Below are 18,758 nucleotides of genomic sequence, written 5' to 3'. Positions count from 1 at the left end.
CTCAACATTTCCGGGTCAACACCTACTACCACATCATTAGAATCATTTTCATCTATTGTAAAATTGTATTGGCGGAAAAAATCGAAGAACCTTTCAAAGTATTCAGCCGGAAAGATAGAACGGCATTCGTCTATCTTCTCTTGTTCAAAAAGTCCACCATTTAGATAAGGAATATTGCGCCAACCTTCTACTAAAGCCTCATCCCATTCCACTAACCGGTTACGCTCCCATTGTATCTTGCCGTTGTGTCGGCGACACACTTGGAGACGATTGTCAGGATGCGTGTTAAGTATCACAAAGAAGAGTGGTTCGAGCACACGATCCAGAAAATCATCTTTCAACGATGAATTTTCAAAAAGATGATACATGAAATCACGGTCACCGCACATCCATCCTTTCTTTTGAAGGAAATGAAGGAATACCACACGTCCCATCATCTTCTTCACATAGTCACGAATGGCTTTCTCGCACTCTTCCTCACTTTTAAAACGGGGAAGGAAAGATTGGTGAAACTGATCGCGAGTGTCTTTCAGTCCCAATTTATCCATATCTGACACTACCCGACGGAAAGTCGCATCTTTGATGGCATACTTACCCGATTCCTTTGTGGTAGGTTTTCCTGTAAGGTACTTAACGAACGAAGCGTAATAACCCAGATATTTATAGAAGAATTCATCAGAAAGAGCCTCCACAGAAAAGGCTTTAGTGATATCCTCATTGGTAAAGATATGAATTTTATCATCCGCTCTGTGCGATTCCAACTCTCTATTAGCCGATGTTATTTTAAATAATTCGTTGAAACGCTCATTGGCTGTGCGCACCGAAGTTCCTTTCCCGAAGAGGTATGTATATCTTTTGGAGTCTGTCACAGACGCCACCGTCTCTTTCTTATAAAAATAAGAGAACCGCCACGACCTACCTACCACTGTCTCATAGTGAAACACAAGAAAGGCATGGCTTGACTGAAAATTAACGCTGCGGATATATTGCTGTATGCCTACACGACTTTGAGCCAATCGGCAATTATCATCCATCGTAATGTCATACACTTCAATGGGGTCAAAATTGGCATATCCATCTGTCGGGCTGATAGTAGCTTTACGGACAATAGAACGAATATGAGCCTTTTCTGCTATCGGATTGTTATTACCATAGTTGTAAAGAATATCATCGGCAGGCAAAGGCTGATAATACGTATTGAAGATAGGACATAACACTTTTGATGCAAATTCCTCATATCCGGGAAAATCGGACGACAATATGGGCTGGAAATTTATCGGAGACATATTTCTATATTTTTTACTAGTTACTACTGATTGACTCTATAAAAGGCTATGATAGGTTCACCATATTGTCGCACATTCAAGTCGGCTATGTGCGCAAAAGCTCCTTGGAGCCAACTATTGATATCAAAATCTATTCCGAACAGTGTTTGCTGCTCTTTTCGATAGTTTTTATCAAACTCAATAAGTGCTTTTATAATAGCACTATTTTTATGCCGAATAGCCATATTGGCTGCATTGATAATACTATTACTCTCCGGAGAAACCCCTTCAATGTGCCTAATCTTATCTAACACGTCAAGAGCCTGTTTTTGTCGTTTAGCTGCATCACGAGCCGACAGACTACGCGATACTTGTGTATTATAACAACGGATTGCTGCCTGACATATCGGGGATTCTGAAGTAAGCGCCGATACGTAGGAAGCATCCTCGGTACACTTCAACCGCTTCATAGCTTCAAGGTCTGAAATGACATTTGCTTTTAAGGCTTCATCAACAACCACCGGTACCAAACCTTTTTTAGGAGCCTTTACCATAATGGTAGAACCTTCAAATTCTTCGGATTTAAGCGTACCACCCAGCATTTCAAATGGTATGGAACTGAGATAGGCATACCGTTCGGGGTGTATCTCACGGAAGTTGCGCAACTCTTTAATAAATTTACCCATTTCGCTCTCCTCACCATCAAAGTCATGAGTGAATTCCACATCGGGAATTTCTTCCATTTCGCTAAAAACTTTGTTATCCTCACCAAACAAGATATGGAAAGCCTGTAACTTAGCATATGCATTTTCCAACAAATGAATCTGTTCATTGCCTTTCGCAGACGGGAAGAAATTATAAACATATACCATTGGAGCCTTAGAGCCAATACGATTTACACGTCCAACACGTTGCATTAATCGGGTAGCATTCCAAGGAGTATCGTAGTTGAGTATCACGTTCGCACGATGCAGATTCACTCCTTCCGCCAGTACTTCGGTTGTCACTATCATATCATAGTCATCACGTTGATTACTGGCATTGGCATCGAAGTTTGCTACAATAACCTCATGCATTTCATCACGATTTTCTGCCGAAACAGACAGTACACGGTATCCCTTCTTCTGCGCTTTCTTGGCTATGAGCCTTTGAGTGTCTATAGCTCGGTAAAGATTACTATTTTTTGAGATGTATTCTTGTTGGGATTAAATAACTCTGGAGTTAAAGCTTCGAGGAAACAATCAAGTTTGGGGTCATCCTCGTTTTGGCTCCAGCCTTCATAAAGCTTATCAATGATACGAAGGTCTTCTTCCAGCTTCTCCTTATATTCGGATTTAAAGTCTGAGGCTTTAAATTCAAAGTTATTACCACCTTTGCGTTCTATTTTATGGCGTATAGCTTTAGCTGCATCTGCAAATTTATTGTCTGCCTTTCTGAACTCCGCATTCACATCAATATCAGGACAGATAAATACACAATCGTGTTCAATCATAGCCAACATATTCCGAGTATATTGTCGCAGATTTATGAGCGATTGTTTGAAAGCTGTTTTGCTACTTTCAAGTCGCTTTACGAGCAGTGTCTTCATTATCTTTTGCAAACGGAGACTGATAGAAGAAACGGTAAGATTACGCTTTTCATACAAACGTTCGTTTTCTTTATTTCGGAAATATTTGATAGCACAATACCTATAGAATCCCAAATGCTCGGTCGGGTCTTCATCCGGTAGATTAGAAGCAATCATACTTACGGTATAAGCAAACAACTTTGCCATGTCACTATCCATTTCATAAACCAATTTACAGGGTCCGACAACCGTAGGAAAATGCAATATACTACTATCTTTCGGATATTGCTTTTTTACATCAGTACGAGTACGGCGTACTACAATATAATTGAGTACGCATTCCCTTATGGAACGACTCATCTCCATAAGAATTGTTTTTGAAGGCTCTACAGTACTGGTCATTTTATGCTCTTTGTAAGTCCTTATCACCCCGTTAAAAAACGAATCAAGGTGTCCACCAGGCACTCCTTCTATATCCGAGTTATTCGGTTCTCGTTGGAAAAGATAAATCTGATTCCGCAAATCCTTCGGGTCGTTATTAAACGGAGTAGCCGAAAGCAATCCCACGTATGGCTGCCCGGCACGAAGTGTAATTTTATCAATCAAATCATCGAGTGCCCGATACATTTGCGTATCACTATTACGGAAATTATGGCTTTCATCCACCAAAATAAGCCCATAATCATTATAAGTAAGCTGTTCGTCAAATTCTTCCGGCTCTTCTTCTAAGATTTCCATATCACCCATCAAGCCAACGATACTTCCAGTTGTCACAAAAGTGATTCGACTGGCAATCTTATTATCATTTTCACGGTCAAAATCAGCAATAGTACGTTTCCATTCCTTCTTGATAGCTGGAGGAGTGATGATAAGCACTTTAGGCTGTCGTTCCAAGTCTCCGGCTTCACTCAAGAACTTCTTAACTAAAAGAACTCCAACAACAGTCTTACCCAACCCTACTACATCACCTAAAACAAAACCATGATGACGACGCATGATAGTAAAACAATGTTTTACCGCATCAAGTTGATATTGCAAAACAGAATAACGACTGGGCAAATACGACTTTAAGACACCATCTGATGACACATCGGCTATCTCACCAAACTGAGTTTGCAAATAGCGTATATACACTTCGTAAGGAGTCAATTCTAAAGTTTGCTCTTTTTTCTTTTTTTCTGCTTGAATAGCAACAGGCGCATTCTTCAATACCTCTTCAAGAAAGATTTGATTCCATGGTGTGGAAATTTCCCAATTTTCATCAAACCAACAGATATGGCCTTTGTTAGGAGATACACAATCCGGAATTTCCTTAATTACAGCAGAATTCGTTTCCAGATAGTTTAACTCTGCATTACCCTCCAATCCTTTTCGGGTAAAATTACTACTACCTATAATGCCAACAGCAAACCCCTCACCATAAAATATATAACATTTGGCATGGAAGAATTGCGCATTACCTTCATCATCCGTTTTATACAAACGAATTTGCAACTTGCTCTCAACTTCATCCCGTTTACAATATTGTTGCAAAAGAGCTACTGTATCAACATATTTTTCTTTTACTTCGAGTTCGTGAAGATTACGTTTAATATAGTCTTGCGGGAAACGGGCATTTGCAATGGGACGTTTCAATTGCTCGACACGTGCAATAGGGTCAGAGCCAATCATAAGTTGCAACTTGGTTCCCTCTTTCTTGAGAAAATCTTTCAGTTCACTTAAAAGCAAAGCTGTTCCCGGAATATCCCAATATCCTGTTGCTATCTTAATCACTGTGCAACGTTCGTCAGCGATGCACTTCCTTATCCTATCCACCATTTTCAGATGGTCTGTGTTATCTATCAATGTATTAGTCATTACTTTCTCACTTTACTAACATACAACTTGTTTCATCTTCAACAAACTCCTGCCCGAAGCATTCATGCAAAGATACAAAAAGAGACTTCTTCTCTCCCAAACACCAACAAAAAACTTTCAAAGTATTAAAGATTGAGTCCCTTTCAAAAAGTACATTTGTTCTCTTTCAGAAAATTCTATTCGTCATCACTCAATCCGATTTCAAGACTCATTACCCCATTAGTTCCATTTTCGTTCCTTCACAAACTTAGTGATTATTTATCAAACAATTGACATTCACCCTATTTTCTATAGGTTCACAAGAAACTAACCCAATACTTTAATTAATAACATCACTATACATCCAAATTTCATACCTCAATCTTTCTCCTCTCAACCTTTAACAAAAAAGGTCCAAACTATTAGTAAAAAACTCCTTAACTACTAATAGTAAAGTTTGCAAGTATAGAGATAAAGAATTACCTTCGCCCTTGTTTTCTATCCCAAGGCTTGGGATAGAAAACCAAGGCTTGAAACACATATCCCAAACCTTGGGACAAACTTTGCAAACCCTAAAGACAAACGAACCTTATAACGACCTACCATCATGGCAGAATACAACATGCAGGAACTGAACCTGCCGGGAGAAGACGGCAAACGCATCCTCTACCCACGAATGAAACTATACGGGCAGGTGAACTTGGAAACCATCACCGAAAAGATAGCATACGCCTCATCCTTCACACGAGGAGACATCATCGGACTGATGCAAGCCATCACCGACGAAATAGCCTACCAAATGGGGCAAGGTTACTCCGTGAAGATTGACAACTTAGGAGTATTCACCCCTGCCCTCGGCCTGCGACAAGACCGTGAACGGGAGACGGGCGAAGAAGGAGACACCAAGCGAAACGCCGTCAGCATCTGCCTGAAGGACATTCACTTCAAGGCGGACAAGGAACTGCTGTACCGCACCGCTCGCCAGTGCCATCTGAAGCGTTCCACCGACAAATTCCAACGCTCCTCACAAGTGTTTTCTCCGCAGGAACGGCTGGAACGAGCAAAAAAATACCTGGAGAAGAACAGCTTCATGACCCAAGCCGACTATTGCCAACTGACCGGCTTATTGAAGTCCGCCGCCTCCCGCGAGTTGCGCGAATGGATAGCCAATCCCGAATCGGGCATCGACTACAAAGGACGAGGAACACACAAGATTTATATTCTAAGGAAACCATAACCCACATCCATTGAAGTAACAAAAACAATGAAGATACTACATTCCAGCGACTGGCACCTGGGACACACCCTCTACAACTACGACCGTACCGTCGAGCAGCAATCCTTCCTACGGCAACTCACCCGCATAGTAGCCGAAGAGCAGCCCGACGCCATGGTGGTAAGCGGAGATATCTACCACTACTCCTCTCCCGCTGCCGCCACGCAGAAGATGTACACCGACGCCATGCTGAACATCCATCAAGCCTGCCCCGAAATGACCATCGTAGTCACTGCCGGAAACCACGACAGCAGCTCCAAGTTGGAGATAGACAGCAGCCTCTGGCAGCACTTCGGTCTGAATGTCGTGGGGAACATCGAACGTACAGCCGAGGAAGTGAATCTGGACAAGCACATCATCGAGATAAACAATGAAAAAAAGACAATAGGCTACGTCATTGCCGTGCCCCACGTCTATCCGCAAAACTTCCCCCTGCTGGACACTGAAACACCGCGCGACCAACGGCAGGCACGCTTCTTCCAGGCACTGCTGGACGAAGTGAAGAAACGGAATACGGCACAGCTTCCCGTCGTCCTCATGGCCCATCTCTCTATCGAAGGCAGCGACCGTAGCGGGCACGATGAGACTATCGGCGGAATAGAGTATGTTCCCCTCAGCGCTATGGGAGAAGGGTACGACTACCTGGCACTCGGACACATCCATTGCCCTCAGGACATCAAAGGCAGTCATCACCACGCACGCTATTGCGGCACTCCCCTCCCCGTCAGCTTCGACGAAACCTATCCGCACTCCGTCTCCATCATCGAGTTGGAGAAAGGGGCAGAACCGCAAATCAGTACAAGGGAAATTGAAAATCCGATTCCGCTCGTCACACTTCCCCATGACCCGACGCCTTTCGAAGACGCCTTGAAATTACTGGAAGAATATCCGGAAGAACAAGCCGCCTATATTCGCCTGAATGTACTGATAAAAGATTATCAGGCACCCGACTGTCATGAGCGAGCCTCGAATGCCGCCAAAGGGAAAGCCTGCAGGTACTGCTGTTTCAAGATTACCCGTGAACGGCAAGACGGTTCCGGCCAAGCGAACCACATCTCCATTCAAGAGATGCAAGAAAAGCCTCCCCTCGAAATAGCCAAGCTCTACTACCTGGAAACTGAAGGCGAAGAGATGGATGCAGAGCTTTGCCAACTGATGGAGACCGCAGTGCAGAGAGTGAAAAACAAACGCAATCCATAATCTTCACCCATCCTGAAAACATGATACTCCAGAAACTGACCATAAAGAACCTTGCCTCCATAGAAGATGCCGCCATCGACTTTGAGAACGGACCGCTAAGCGAGGAATCCCTTTTCCTTATCTGCGGCGAGACGGGTGCAGGGAAGACAACCATTCTCGACGCCATCTGCCTGGCACTCTACAACGAAACGCCCCGCATGGACCATGCCGAGAACGAAAAATACAAAGACCTGAGCCAGACTTTCTCTGCCAAAAAGGAAGATGTTGCCATCAACGACAGCCGGCAACTGATGCGTCGTAACACCAGTGAAGCATGGACAGAGCTGGAGTTTACCGGCTCGAACGAAACGCCCTACACCGCCCGATGGTACGTGGCACGGGCACACCGCAAGATTTCAGGAGCCGTGCAGGATGTGCGCTGGACACTGGAAAACAAGAAAAGCGGCATACAGCTTAACAAAAAGAACGAGATAAAGGCGGAAATACAAGCTGCAGTAGGGTTGACCTTCGAACAATTCTGCCGCACCACCATGCTGGCACAAGGCGACTTCACCAAATTCCTGCAAAGCAAGGAAAGCGAAAAATCGGATATTCTGGAAAAGCTGACCGGTACAAGTATCTACTCCGAAATAGGTGCCGAAATATATGCCGCCACCAAGGAAAGACGGACGGAATACGAAAACCAAAACCGGAAGTTGGAAGGCATCCACATCCTGGCAGAAGAAGAAGTCGCCACAATCAAGGAAGCCATAGCCACGCAAAATGCCGGAGTCAAGGAAGCCAATGAGCAGAAAACCACCGCCCTCGCAAAACGGGACTGGCTGAAGAAATACTCCGAACTCCTCCTCGCCCGCGAACAGCAAAAGAAGATGTGGGAAGGGAAGCAAACGCAACTGCAATCGGACGAATTCAAACAGAAAGAACTGCTGATTAAGGAATGGAATGCCACCGCCGACGCCCGCAACTGGCTCTCTACCTTGAAACAGCAGCAACAGCAACAACAACAAAACCATGCACAAGCCGGAATGCTAAGAGCATCCTTTGCCCGGCTGGACGGAGGAAGCAAGTGGCTATGCGGTTTCCTGGAAGAGCAAGAAGACAAGCTGCATCGTGCCGAGAAGTACTTGCACGAGCATTCGCCCTTACTGCCCATGTTCGAGCAAAGCCAATCCATCATTACCGACCTGAAATCCGCACTCGATGCCCAAACACGCATCGGCACCTACAACGCGCACCTTGAAAGACTGGCCGCGCAACAACCCGTAAAGGCCAAGGAGCGCACCGACAAGGAAACTGCCCTCACCCGGAAAGAACAAGAGAACCATGCATTGCAAAACGAAATAAACCTCCGGAACAAGCAGCTTGAAACCATGGATCGCCCTGCCCTGCAAGACAAGAAAAACAAACTCGATGCCGGACGGGAGAACCTGCTACAAGCCTTGAGCGCCTTGTCCTTACTGGCTGAAACAGAAAGGACACTGAACGAGGCGAAGGAAAACGAAAAGGCTTTGAACGCCAAAGTGGAGGCATGCCAAAAGCAGTACGTCCTCCTGCAAACGGCATTCGACAGCAGGAAAACAAGTTATGATGACATCCGCACCCTCTACGACAAGCAAAAGGAAGCCGTAGAAGAGTGGGCAAAGGAAGCACGCTCCCGGCTTGCCGTCGGAGATACTTGCCCCGTGTGCGGACAAGAAATAAAATCGCTCTGCAAAGATGAAGATTTCCAGTCTGTCCTTGCTCCCATACGCACCGCCCTGGAAACAAAAGAGAAAGAATACAAAGAAGCCGAGCAGGCATTGAACAACAACCGGACAGAATCCAAAACCTACGGAACGCTGGCAGAGAATGCCCGTCAGTCCACAGCAAGAGCACTCCGGAGCTACAACCTTGCCCGCACTGACGCACAAGCCAAATGCGCCCAATGCAACGGCGTCGGCCTCTCCACAACCACCGGCGACGCTCTGAAGAAGCTACTGGAAGAGAACAAGCTGGAAGCAGACAAGCTGAACGAAAAGCTCACGGAAGTTCAAAAGCTCAGCACACAAATCATAACTCTGCAACGGCAAAAGGACGAATGCCAAAAACATGTGGACGTTGCGCGCCAAGCCTTCAACTCTGCCGACAGAGTGCTGAATGAGCTGAAAAACAGCATCGTCAATTACGAGTCGCTCACTGCCAACGAAAAGGAGAACATACGTGCCACCATGAACCGCGTCACTCCCCACATCCTCTGGGAAGGATGGAACACGGAATGGACGAACTCCCCCCTCTCCTTTATTGAACGCCTGGCGCAAGCCACGCACAACTACCGGCTGGCGCAGGAGAAACAAAGAGAACTGAAATCCGCCATTGCCCTTATCCATAAAGAGCTGGAGGGAATAAACATCAATAGGGAAAGCATCGATGCCGCATTCCCCGACTGGCGCAACGCACCTGCAACAACACAAGAAACGGAAATCAAGGACCTGGGGATAGCCTGGAATAGCCTGAATACACAAGCAAGCGGACTGAAACAAAGCATATCCTCCACCGCAGAACAAATAGCAAGGCTGCAAAAGGATTTAACCGGGTTCTATGCCGTCAACCCCACTCTCAATGAAGAGCGTATCACTATCCTATCCGCTTGGTCCGGCCCCCGGATAGAAGCATTGCGTGCCTCATTGCAGAGACTTAAAGAGGAAGAAGTAGCTGCATCGACCGCCTTTCGTCTGGCCACCGGACAAGTGGAAGAGCACATCAGCCGGAAGCCCGAAATAGAAGAAAACGAAAACCTCAAAACCCTGGATGCACTCATCGCGCATCTCGAAGAAAAGATAACCGCCGGCAACCAGTCCATCGGCCAGCAGAAATTACGCCTGGAAGAAAACACCCGCAACATCGACCGGATAAAGGAAGAAAAGGAACGTGCCGACCGGCTGCGCGAAGAGTATCTGAAGTGGGACCGTCTCTGCCATCACTTCGGTGACGAACGGGGAAAGAACTTCCGCAACATAGCCCAGAGCTTCGTCTTGAAAGAACTGCTGGCAGGTGCCAATTTCTATCTGCAACGCTTGACCGACCGCTACGAGCTGGAGTGCCAGGCCGGTTCGCTCACCATCCTGCTACGCGACTTCCATCAAGGAGGCTCGGCACGTCCGGCATGCACCTTATCGGGCGGCGAAAGTTTCCTGGTATCTCTGTCACTTGCCCTCGGGCTTTCTTCCCTCAGCCGCCAAAGCCTCTCGGTAGACACGTTGTTCATCGACGAGGGCTTCGGCACACTGAGCAGCGACTACCTGAACACCGTTATGGACACATTGGAAAAACTGCACCGGATGGGTGGCAAGAAGGTAGGCATCATCAGTCACGTGGAAGGACTGAAAGAGCGCATAAAGACCCAGATACAAGTACGGAGGATAGACAGTTCAAGAAGCGAAATAGAAGTGGTGAATACCCTCTAAGCTGGCATCGGGATAAAGAAAACGAATGTTTTTCGGCTCTTGATAGTACAAGCACCTGCATTATTGTGTATTTTTGCAGTCTCATAAAAAAGAAAAGACAATGAAAAAGTTCATGAAAGGGGTCCGGTTTACTCCTAAAAACTATTCCGACGAAGTAGAAGCCAAAATTCAACATTATAAGAAAGAAGGATATAAACTGCCGATGCGAAGCGCACTCCGTACCGAGGAGCAGTTGGCCGGTATCCGCGCAAGCGCCAAAATCAACACAGCCCTGCTGGATTATCTCTCCGAGAACATTCGCGAAGGCATGTCCACAGCTGAAATTGACCATATGGTGTATTGCTTCACCACAGACCACGACGCCATCCCCGCCCCCTTCATGTACGAAGGCTTCCCCAAAAGTGTGTGCACCAGCATCAACGATGTAGTGTGCCACGGCATTCCCAGCACTAGGGAATTCCTGAAAAGCGGTGACATTGTAAATGTCGATGTATCCACCATTTACAAAGGTTACTTTGCCGACGCATCACGCATGTTCATGATTGGCGAAGTCAACCCCGACATGCAGAGGCTGGTACAAGTCACCAAAGAATGCCGTGACATAGGCATACAGACCGCACAGCCCTGGGCACGCCTCGGTGACGTAGGCGCCGCCATCCAGGAACATGCAGAAAAGAACGGATACAGCGTGGTACGCGACCTCTGCGGACATGGCTGCGGCGTCAAGTTCCACGAAGAACCGGATGTGGAACACTTCGGCAAACGTGGTACGGGCATGCTGATAGTGCCGGGCATGACGTTCACCATCGAACCGATGATTAACATGGGAAGCTACGAAGTCTTTATCGACGAAGCCGACGGATGGACCGTCTGCACAGACGACGGACTGCCTTCTGCCCAATGGGAAAGCCAAATCCTGATTACTGAAGACGGAAACGAAATATTGACACAATAAGGCGGAGACAGAGGCACAAAGACACAGAGTCTTCTTCCCTCAAAGTAAGCAAACAAGTAAATGGAGTATCCGAATTCTCCTCCTCCGGGGAGGAGGGGAATTCAGATACCCTGCAAATCATTGTCAATCTTATATAGTACTTACTTTTAAAATACTTATGGAAATATTGTTGCTAATAATAGGAATTCTCATCGGAACCGTAGTCGGCTATCTGGCGGCAGACCGCAAGTCTGCCGCACTGAAGGCCGAAATCAGCGGGACAAAGAAGGAAATAGAATTATTGAAGCTGCAGAAGGAGGAAGCCGAAGCATTGCACAAGCGCATGAATACCGAGTTCGAGAATCTCTCCAACCGTATCTTCCAGAGCAAAGCCGAAGACTTTACCAAGCTGAATGCCGAACACCTGGGCAATCTGCTCCGTCCACTGGGTGATAACCTGAAGGACTTCCGCCAAAAGGTGGAACAAGTATACAGTACCGAAGCCAAGGAACGCTTCTCCCTGGGCGAACGCATCAAGGAACTGGTGGAGCTGAACAACCGCCTCAGCGAAGATGCCAACAACTTGACCCGTGCCCTAAAAGGAGACTCCAAAATGCAAGGCAACTGGGGCGAAATGATTCTGGAACGTCTGTTGCAAGCCTCCGGACTGATTGAAGGCGAACACTACTTCCGCCAGGAGTTCCTGAAAGACGAACGGGGCGAAACCATCATCAACGAGGAAAGCGGGCAGAAGATGCAGCCCGACATCATCGTGAAGTACCCCGACGAACGGGAAATGATTATCGACTCCAAAGTGTCGCTGACTGCCTATGCTGCCTACACCTCCGCCGAAAGCAAGGAGGAGCAGGCACATTTCCTGAAAGCACACCTGCAGTCTGTCCGCGCCCACATCGACGAGCTCAGCCATAAAGACTACTCGCATTATGACGCCCAATCACCGGATTTCGTTATGATGTTCATCCCCACCGAAGGTGCCTACCTCCTCGCCATCCAAAGCGATGCCCACCTCTGGGAATATGCCTACGACAAAAAGGTGGTACTGATGAGCCCCACCAACCTGATTAGCGCCCTGCGCCTCTCGCTCGACCTTTGGAAGAAGGAGAACCAGGTAAAGAATGTGCAAGCCATCATCAAGCGCGGCACCATCTTATATGAAAAGATTGCAGGCTTTACCGACACCTTCCTCGGCATCGGCGACCGGCTGGCCAGCCTGCAAAGGGATTACGACAAAGCCTTCAACCAACTCTCGGACGGTAACGGCAGCGTAGTGCGCCAAGCCGAAATGCTGAAAGGCATGAGCCTCACTCCCAAGAAACGCATTTCCCCAAGATTGCTGCCCAAAGACACCATTCAAGAAGAAACAGAAGAAGAAAACAATAACATTCAATAAATGGACTCGGCCATCAAGGCATCCCCCATGTGGGAAGCACTCTTTGTAGAGAATTCGACATTCTGAATTATTCTATCCTAGTCCTCATATACTGCGCCGGTGTCATCCCCCACACCTTGACGAATGCCCGATAGAAGGTACTGCGGCTGTTGAAGTTGGACTCTGCGGCAATGGCTCGATAGAAAGGAAAGGTTTCTCTTTCATCAGCTTGATGGAATACTCTATGCGTAGGCTGTTCAGGTAGTCGTTGAGGTTGTCGGCATCGGCATATTTCCGCAGCAATGTACCCAGTTCGTTCTTACTGACACTTGCAATCGCCAACAGGTTGTCTCGCCCAAAACCCGATTCCAAGAAGAGTTTCTGCTCTACCAGCACACTCTCCATCTTCATGAAGCGGGCATATTCTTCCTCATCTTCCCGCTCCGGCATTTCCTCTGCCCGCTTTCTATTGGTCACAGACACCTCTTCGCCAACAGCCGGAGTTGCCCCGGGCTCATGGCAGCACACTTCGGAGGCATCCTCTGCCGGAGATTCGCTTGCCGTCACTTCGGCGTGTGCAAACCGCCTTCGCAATTCGTCACGCTGTGCCAGCAATTCGTCTATCTGCTTGGCGGCGATGCGGTTGCGCTGCCTGTTTTTGCGCAGGTTCATATAAGTAATCCAAAGGATGGCGAAGAGAAGCACCGACAAAAGGCAGAATCCTGTCAACAGGAGCTTACGCCTTTCAGACAAGGCGCGTGACTTGGTCAACTGCAATTCTTTTTCTTTCAGGTCGAACTTGGAGGCGTACTCTTGCGCCTTGCTTTGGCTCTCGCGGGCATAGATACTGTCCGTCACCGTGACAATGCGTTGCATCAAGGCATCGGCTTGGTCAAAGCGTTTCATTCCCCGCCCCGCACGTGCCCGGTAATTGAGGAGAATCAAGTACTCATAGCTGACGGTATCGTTGGGAAAGGCAGAAAGGCATTCATCGCTCAAAGCGGCTACCTCGGCATGGCGATGGGTGTCAAGCAAGTAAGGGATGCTGTACTGCTTCCCGATGAGGGATTGCGAAAAGCTGGTGGCACGGAGTTTCTTGAAAGCCTCCTCTGCCTCCGCGTTCTTCCCCTCTTCGTGCAGCAGCACCGCCATCTTGGCATAGAGGAAGCCATATTGCTGGTCGATGTAGCCCGGAGGAGGACCGGGTAGTTCGCTCATACGGCGTATGAGGGCTTCGCGGCGGTAGCCTATCCGGATGGCTTCCGCCACACGCTTCCGGTCAATATAGAAGGACATGTATTCGCCATACAAGGAAGAGAGCCGTGACATTTGGCGCACATCTTCCGTGCTTTCGAGCAGCTCCACCGCCTGCTTGAAGTATGCCTCCGCCTTTTCATTGTTTGCCATGCCTATGCTGACACGCGCCATCACGGAGTACATATCTGCTTCTGCCTGCTTATTTGCTTGGCGGCGTGCCAAGTCGATGGTTTCATGGCAGACAGCGACACACTCTTCATACCTGTTTTGTCTGTCCAATATGTTTGCAAGCATCACCAAGAGCGGGAGCTTGCGTTCTGGCATCGAACAGATTGAATCGTGCTGTAAAGCACGGCGCACGCATTGCTCCTTTTGGGGATAATCGTGCTTTATCTCATAGCACATGGCACGCAACAGGTCGATGCGGAAAGGTTTGATGCCGGATGCCTGCCGCTTCTCCGCCTCATCCAGCAACGACAAGGCACTGTCGGGATGGTTCACATAGATGGCACGGATGATACGCTCGGCCAGCAGGCTGTCGGGTACCGCACCACTCGCCCACAAAGAGGCGGTACAAACGAATAGGAGAAATGTTATCAAACGGGATTTCATATTCAATATAGGCTTAAAACGTCGGCAAATGTAAGGAATAGGTTTAACTAAGGCAAAAAATCACCTATTTATATCAATTATATCTATAAAAATCATGAAATGTTTATTCCCACCCTGCGGATATCCGTCCCAGGCCTTCTCTTTGTGTTTTGGAAAAGAAGCATCCTGCCCCACCCGGCTATATGAACAGAATTCATCCTCTTTTTTTCTGTCAAGAAATCTAATGCAATGGAATAAGCGATGAAAGAGGTATATAAAGCGTGGTTTCATCTGTTTTTTCCGATGAAAACGGACTTTTTTTGCACTTATGAGGGGATGGGCGAAGTAGTGCGCACAAGCCTGATATATAATAAATATTATACAACAAATGAAGAAGGAATGATAAAAACGCTTCTCTTCATGCCTTCTTCATAACTCCTTTTATAGGACGACAGAGCGTCATATCAATAACAAACTGATTATCAACATTTGTGGACAAATTAGAACAACTTGTTGGACAATTTGAAACAACAACTCCCCTTTTTATACCTCTATCTTTTACCATTCATTTACATTTGTCACAGTCAACAAAAACACACCGATTATGAAAAAGCAAAAAGAACGAAACCGCAAGCATTTCTCCTTTATGAATAGCGAGAAGTTGCTCCTTATCCAGGCAGTGATTACCGTCATTTCACTGTTAGTCGTAGCGGCTAATGCCATACTTTTAATAGTCGGTTGATAGAACTTATTGACGTATGAAAGGAAAAGATATTATAACAATTATATTTATTAACCCTTAATAATTAACTGAAATGAAAGATTTAAAGAAAAGTATCTATTTGCTGTTGGCAGCTTTGCTATCACTCGGATTTGTGGCGTGCAGCGACGATGATGAACCGGAACAAAAAGCCGAAGTAAAGCTCGCCATTCTGGACACTGACCCCAAAGTGACGTATGTATCCGAAGGCTCTTTTGAACTGACCGTGCAACTGACCGGCAACGAAGAAACGCCCAAGGCGGAGGATTTCAGCATCGTTCCTTGTTCGGATAAGTCATCCGGTTTCCACTTCAAGTGGGATACCACCGAAAAAGGCGACATGATCTTTAACAGGGCAAAAAGCAGTTTCAACATCACCGGAATCCGTGCCGGGGAGAAGGCTGACACCTACGTGCTCACAGTGGACTACACCACCACAGGTGCCATGGAAGCCATTTATGCAAAAAACCAATTGGCATACAACCACAAGCTGTCACAGGATACATTCAAGTACTCTTACATCGGATATGGGCACAAGAGCGTTGGCGTGCCGCTTACCACCCTTAAAAAGGGCGAAGTGCCTGTCAGCCTGAAAATCAACGTGGCATCCGCTTACGAGAAACTGGGCATCGACCCCAAAGAAGTACACGGGGTGGAAGGACGCCACTACCCCTTCGCAGGCGTGTATGGCAACACCATACTTGAACAAAGGGAATGGGAAAAGCACGATGACATCTTTATCGGGATAGGACAGAACGGTGCAGGTGTTCCCAGCATCACCATCTTGGGTGCTCCGAAGTTTGAGACAGGAATCATCCACTTCGTGCAGCTCGTCATCAGCCTTGGCAAGAGCGAATATGCCGCCATCCATGTGCCGGTGCTGATTACTGAATAAAGGAATTCAACTACCGAATTCCTAATCAATTAATCGTTATGGGAAATGAAGAGAATGAAACTACATATGAGCCAATGGTGGCTGGATACCACAGCCTGCACCTTCGGAACCATCGTAGGCATCGTACTGACAGTGGGCATCACCTTCTGGCAACAGAAGGGCAACCAGGAGGAGATGGCACGCAAGATTACCAAAATCACGCTGCACAACCTAGATGTCCGCATCAAGCACCTACAAGAGGTGGCAGACATATTCACCGCACAGGATTCCATCTACCAGAAGCTGCAAGCATACGCGCCCGGCACACTGGACAAGTTGCCGGAAGATTCCCTGTTCGGCGACCTGAACGTGCTCACCACCATCCACTACCCGCTTACGGACACCAAATCCGAAACGATTTTCTCGCACTCCTTTGAAGTGTGGCAATACTTGGAGGACGAGAAGGTGATTGGGCGCATCAGCAATTGCTACAGCATGATAGACTTCGGCGAAAAGCTTGCCGACGAATGGGAGAAGAAGTTCTTGGAAGCACTCCACTCCTGCCAACTGAAAGTGGCGGAACAGGATTTGGACGACCGACCGGCCGAGATTGCACGGATTGTGACACGGAGTCCCGAAATGAAGGTCGCCTTCGGCGGCATCCCCAAGGTGGTTTACATGCTCAACCAACTCGCCATCGTGGCAAACCAACTGAACGAACGTAACAAGCAAGTACTCAACCTCTCTCAGGAAGAGTTGGAAGAGATAGGGAACTTGCTGAACCGAAATGCGATTGACATTGGATGATTGGCTATTGACGATTGATAATTGACAATTGAAGATTGAAGTGACAAACTTAACATTTTAAACAACAACCCAAATGAAAACAAACTTATTCTTAAAGACCCTGCCCGCCATGCTGGTGGCAAGCCTCGTCAGTTTCACCACCTTGTCGTCGTGCAGCGATGACGATGCCCCCATCCCCGTAGAACGGGTGGAAATGGGCACCGGCACGTTTGAACTGGACGAAGCGGGCAAAGTGACCATCGAGTTCAACATGGTGCCTGCAGAAGCCGAAGTAAAGGAAGTGGAAATCGCCGGAAAAGAGGGAGTGTTCCGAACCATCGGCATAGCCCCCCAAGGCAACGGCAAATGGCAAGCAAAGCTGGAGGTGACGGACTTTACACAACTCAATGAATCGGAAGAACTCGAAATCACCGTGCATCAGCCGGACGGTACTACTCTCACAGCAGAATGTACCGTATTCGACCCCTACTCCCTGCACGGCAAGTTCACCCTTGTCCATCCCAGGGGATTCAACTTTTACAGCATCGACCCGGACCAAAGACTTCACATCGGTTTGCCGGTCCTTGTTGAGGCGGCCGATAGGGACAACCTCGCCCTTATCAAGAGCAAGAACATCCGGGTAATAGATGGGGAGCCTTCTGCAAGCAAAGTGGGCGTCGACCATTTCCTCCAGATACCCAGGACGGACGACTGGACGGGCTTTGTCCTGAAAGTAAAACCCAGCAAGCTGGACGAAGTGAAGCAAGCCATCAAGGTGTTCGACAAGCTCCACTTCAACGTCATCCTCACCTCGGAGAACGGGCGTGTCACTACCCTCCCCTTGAGTGCTTTCGCCTGCACGCCGCAGGGAACTTTCGAGGACGAACAACTCACGCTGTCGAAAACCGACCTCGACAACCCGGAGTTTGAAAAATTGCTTGAACTGGACGTGACCTACACACTGAGGCAAATGGGACTCACGGAGACGGAAGGAGGTTTCACCATACAGGAAATCGGGTTGATGAACGAACAAGGAGAGATGATGGATTATTCACCCGTCCTATGGCCTTCCATAGCTGGCGACATAACAAGCGGAAACTTTTCATGCACGATGACGGTTGTGGGCAACAACCAAGTGGAGTGCAAACCGGGTACCTACTACCTGGTGTTACGTGTATCCAACTTGTGGCAACACCGCAATCCCAATGACCCGTTTGATATTTTTTCATACCAAACCGTTTGCGCTGACTTGAGAATCAAAATCGTAATCAATTAAAAGTTCACTGCAGAGGCACACAAAGTTTCACAGAATTCTTTTAAGGATGGCGTAAAACCGCATACCTCCTTTATATAGTTCAGTCTGCTCCCTATCTGCTCCTTGTCTGCCCCGGGCTTTCTCCGTACTTTCTCCGTATCTATATGTACGGACCAGATACGGAGCAGGTACGGACCAGATACGGAGCAGGTACAGAGCGGGTGGTGGTAAGATAAGAAATGACCTAAGTTATTTTTTAACCATTACATAATTAGGCATTAGATAACAGAAAAGCTCTGTGATACTTTGTGTCCTCCGTGGTGG

General features: G+C 47.5%; 12 protein-coding genes and 1 pseudogene. 9 read left to right on the top strand and 4 right to left on the bottom strand.

Annotation, left to right across the window (positions count from 1 at the left end):
• The 3 genes and pseudogenes from JCM16496_RS16605 to JCM16496_RS16600 form a co-directional block, all read right to left on the bottom strand.
• Positions 1-1,286: pseudogene (locus JCM16496_RS16605) on the bottom strand (hypothetical protein); the annotation flags it as partial.
• A 23-nt stretch (positions 1,287-1,309) separates the two neighbouring features.
• Positions 1,310-2,407, bottom strand: a complete 1,098-nt coding sequence (locus JCM16496_RS22150) for a C-terminal helicase domain-containing protein (RefSeq protein ID WP_262482781.1) — start codon at positions 2,405-2,407, stop codon at positions 1,310-1,312.
• A 14-nt stretch (positions 2,408-2,421) separates the two neighbouring features.
• Positions 2,422-4,689, bottom strand: coding sequence for an SNF2-related protein (locus JCM16496_RS16600; protein ID WP_128809681.1), 2,268 nt, complete (start codon positions 4,687-4,689; stop codon positions 2,422-2,424).
• 586 nt (positions 4,690-5,275) lie between these two features.
• Between JCM16496_RS16600 and JCM16496_RS16595 the strand changes: the two genes are divergently transcribed.
• The 5 genes from JCM16496_RS16595 to JCM16496_RS16575 all read left to right on the top strand — a co-directional run bounded on the left by JCM16496_RS16595 (position 5,276) and on the right by JCM16496_RS16575 (position 12,932).
• Positions 5,276-5,905, top strand: a complete 630-nt coding sequence (locus tag JCM16496_RS16595) for an HU family DNA-binding protein (RefSeq protein ID WP_025835671.1) — start codon at positions 5,276-5,278, stop codon at positions 5,903-5,905.
• A 27-nt stretch (positions 5,906-5,932) separates the two neighbouring features.
• Positions 5,933-7,144, top strand: coding sequence for a metallophosphoesterase family protein (locus JCM16496_RS16590; protein WP_025835669.1), 1,212 nt, complete (start codon positions 5,933-5,935; stop codon positions 7,142-7,144).
• A gap of 20 nt (positions 7,145-7,164) precedes the next feature.
• On the top strand, positions 7,165-10,587 hold the full coding sequence (locus JCM16496_RS16585; RefSeq protein WP_025835667.1) for an AAA family ATPase: 3,423 nt from the start codon (positions 7,165-7,167) through the stop codon (positions 10,585-10,587).
• Positions 10,588-10,687: 100 nt separating this feature from the next.
• Positions 10,688-11,542: a type I methionyl aminopeptidase gene (map, locus tag JCM16496_RS16580; protein ID WP_025835666.1), complete on the top strand. Its 855-nt coding sequence runs from the start codon at positions 10,688-10,690 to the stop codon at positions 11,540-11,542.
• 157 nt (positions 11,543-11,699) lie between these two features.
• A complete protein-coding gene (locus tag JCM16496_RS16575) occupies positions 11,700-12,932 on the top strand; it encodes a DNA recombination protein RmuC (protein ID WP_025835665.1) in 1,233 nt (410 codons plus the stop codon).
• Between the two features lie 67 nt (positions 12,933-12,999).
• Here the strand turns inward: JCM16496_RS16575 and JCM16496_RS24210 are convergent, their stop codons facing one another.
• Positions 13,000-13,104 carry an AraC family transcriptional regulator gene (locus JCM16496_RS24210; RefSeq protein ID WP_244440454.1) on the bottom strand — a complete coding sequence of 35 codons (105 nt, stop codon included), beginning with the start codon at positions 13,102-13,104 and terminating at the stop codon, positions 13,000-13,002.
• 2,259 nt (positions 13,105-15,363) lie between these two features.
• Here JCM16496_RS24210 and JCM16496_RS22735 point away from each other — a divergent pair.
• The 4 genes from JCM16496_RS22735 (at position 15,364) to JCM16496_RS16540 (ending at position 18,455) form a co-directional block, all read left to right on the top strand.
• Positions 15,364-15,501 (top strand): hypothetical protein, encoded by a 138-nt coding sequence (locus JCM16496_RS22735; RefSeq protein ID WP_159102470.1) that lies wholly within the window; start codon positions 15,364-15,366, stop codon positions 15,499-15,501.
• 73 nt (positions 15,502-15,574) lie between these two features.
• Positions 15,575-16,414, top strand: coding sequence for a hypothetical protein (locus JCM16496_RS16550; RefSeq protein WP_025835663.1), 840 nt, complete (start codon positions 15,575-15,577; stop codon positions 16,412-16,414).
• Positions 16,415-16,468: 54 nt separating this feature from the next.
• Positions 16,469-17,200 carry a hypothetical protein gene (locus JCM16496_RS16545; RefSeq protein ID WP_128809680.1) on the top strand — a complete coding sequence of 244 codons (732 nt, stop codon included), beginning with the start codon at positions 16,469-16,471 and terminating at the stop codon, positions 17,198-17,200.
• A gap of 73 nt (positions 17,201-17,273) precedes the next feature.
• Positions 17,274-18,455, top strand: coding sequence for a hypothetical protein (locus tag JCM16496_RS16540; protein WP_025835661.1), 1,182 nt, complete (start codon positions 17,274-17,276; stop codon positions 18,453-18,455).
• The last annotated feature ends 303 nt before the right edge of the window (positions 18,456-18,758 follow it).

The sequence above is a fragment of the Bacteroides rodentium JCM 16496 genome, assembly GCF_000614125.1.
In the GTDB taxonomy this organism is placed as follows: Bacteria; Bacteroidota; Bacteroidia; order Bacteroidales; family Bacteroidaceae; genus Bacteroides; species Bacteroides rodentium.
The sequence above is the reverse complement of the archived record's forward strand: the minus strand, read 5'-3'. Positions and strand labels throughout refer to the sequence as shown.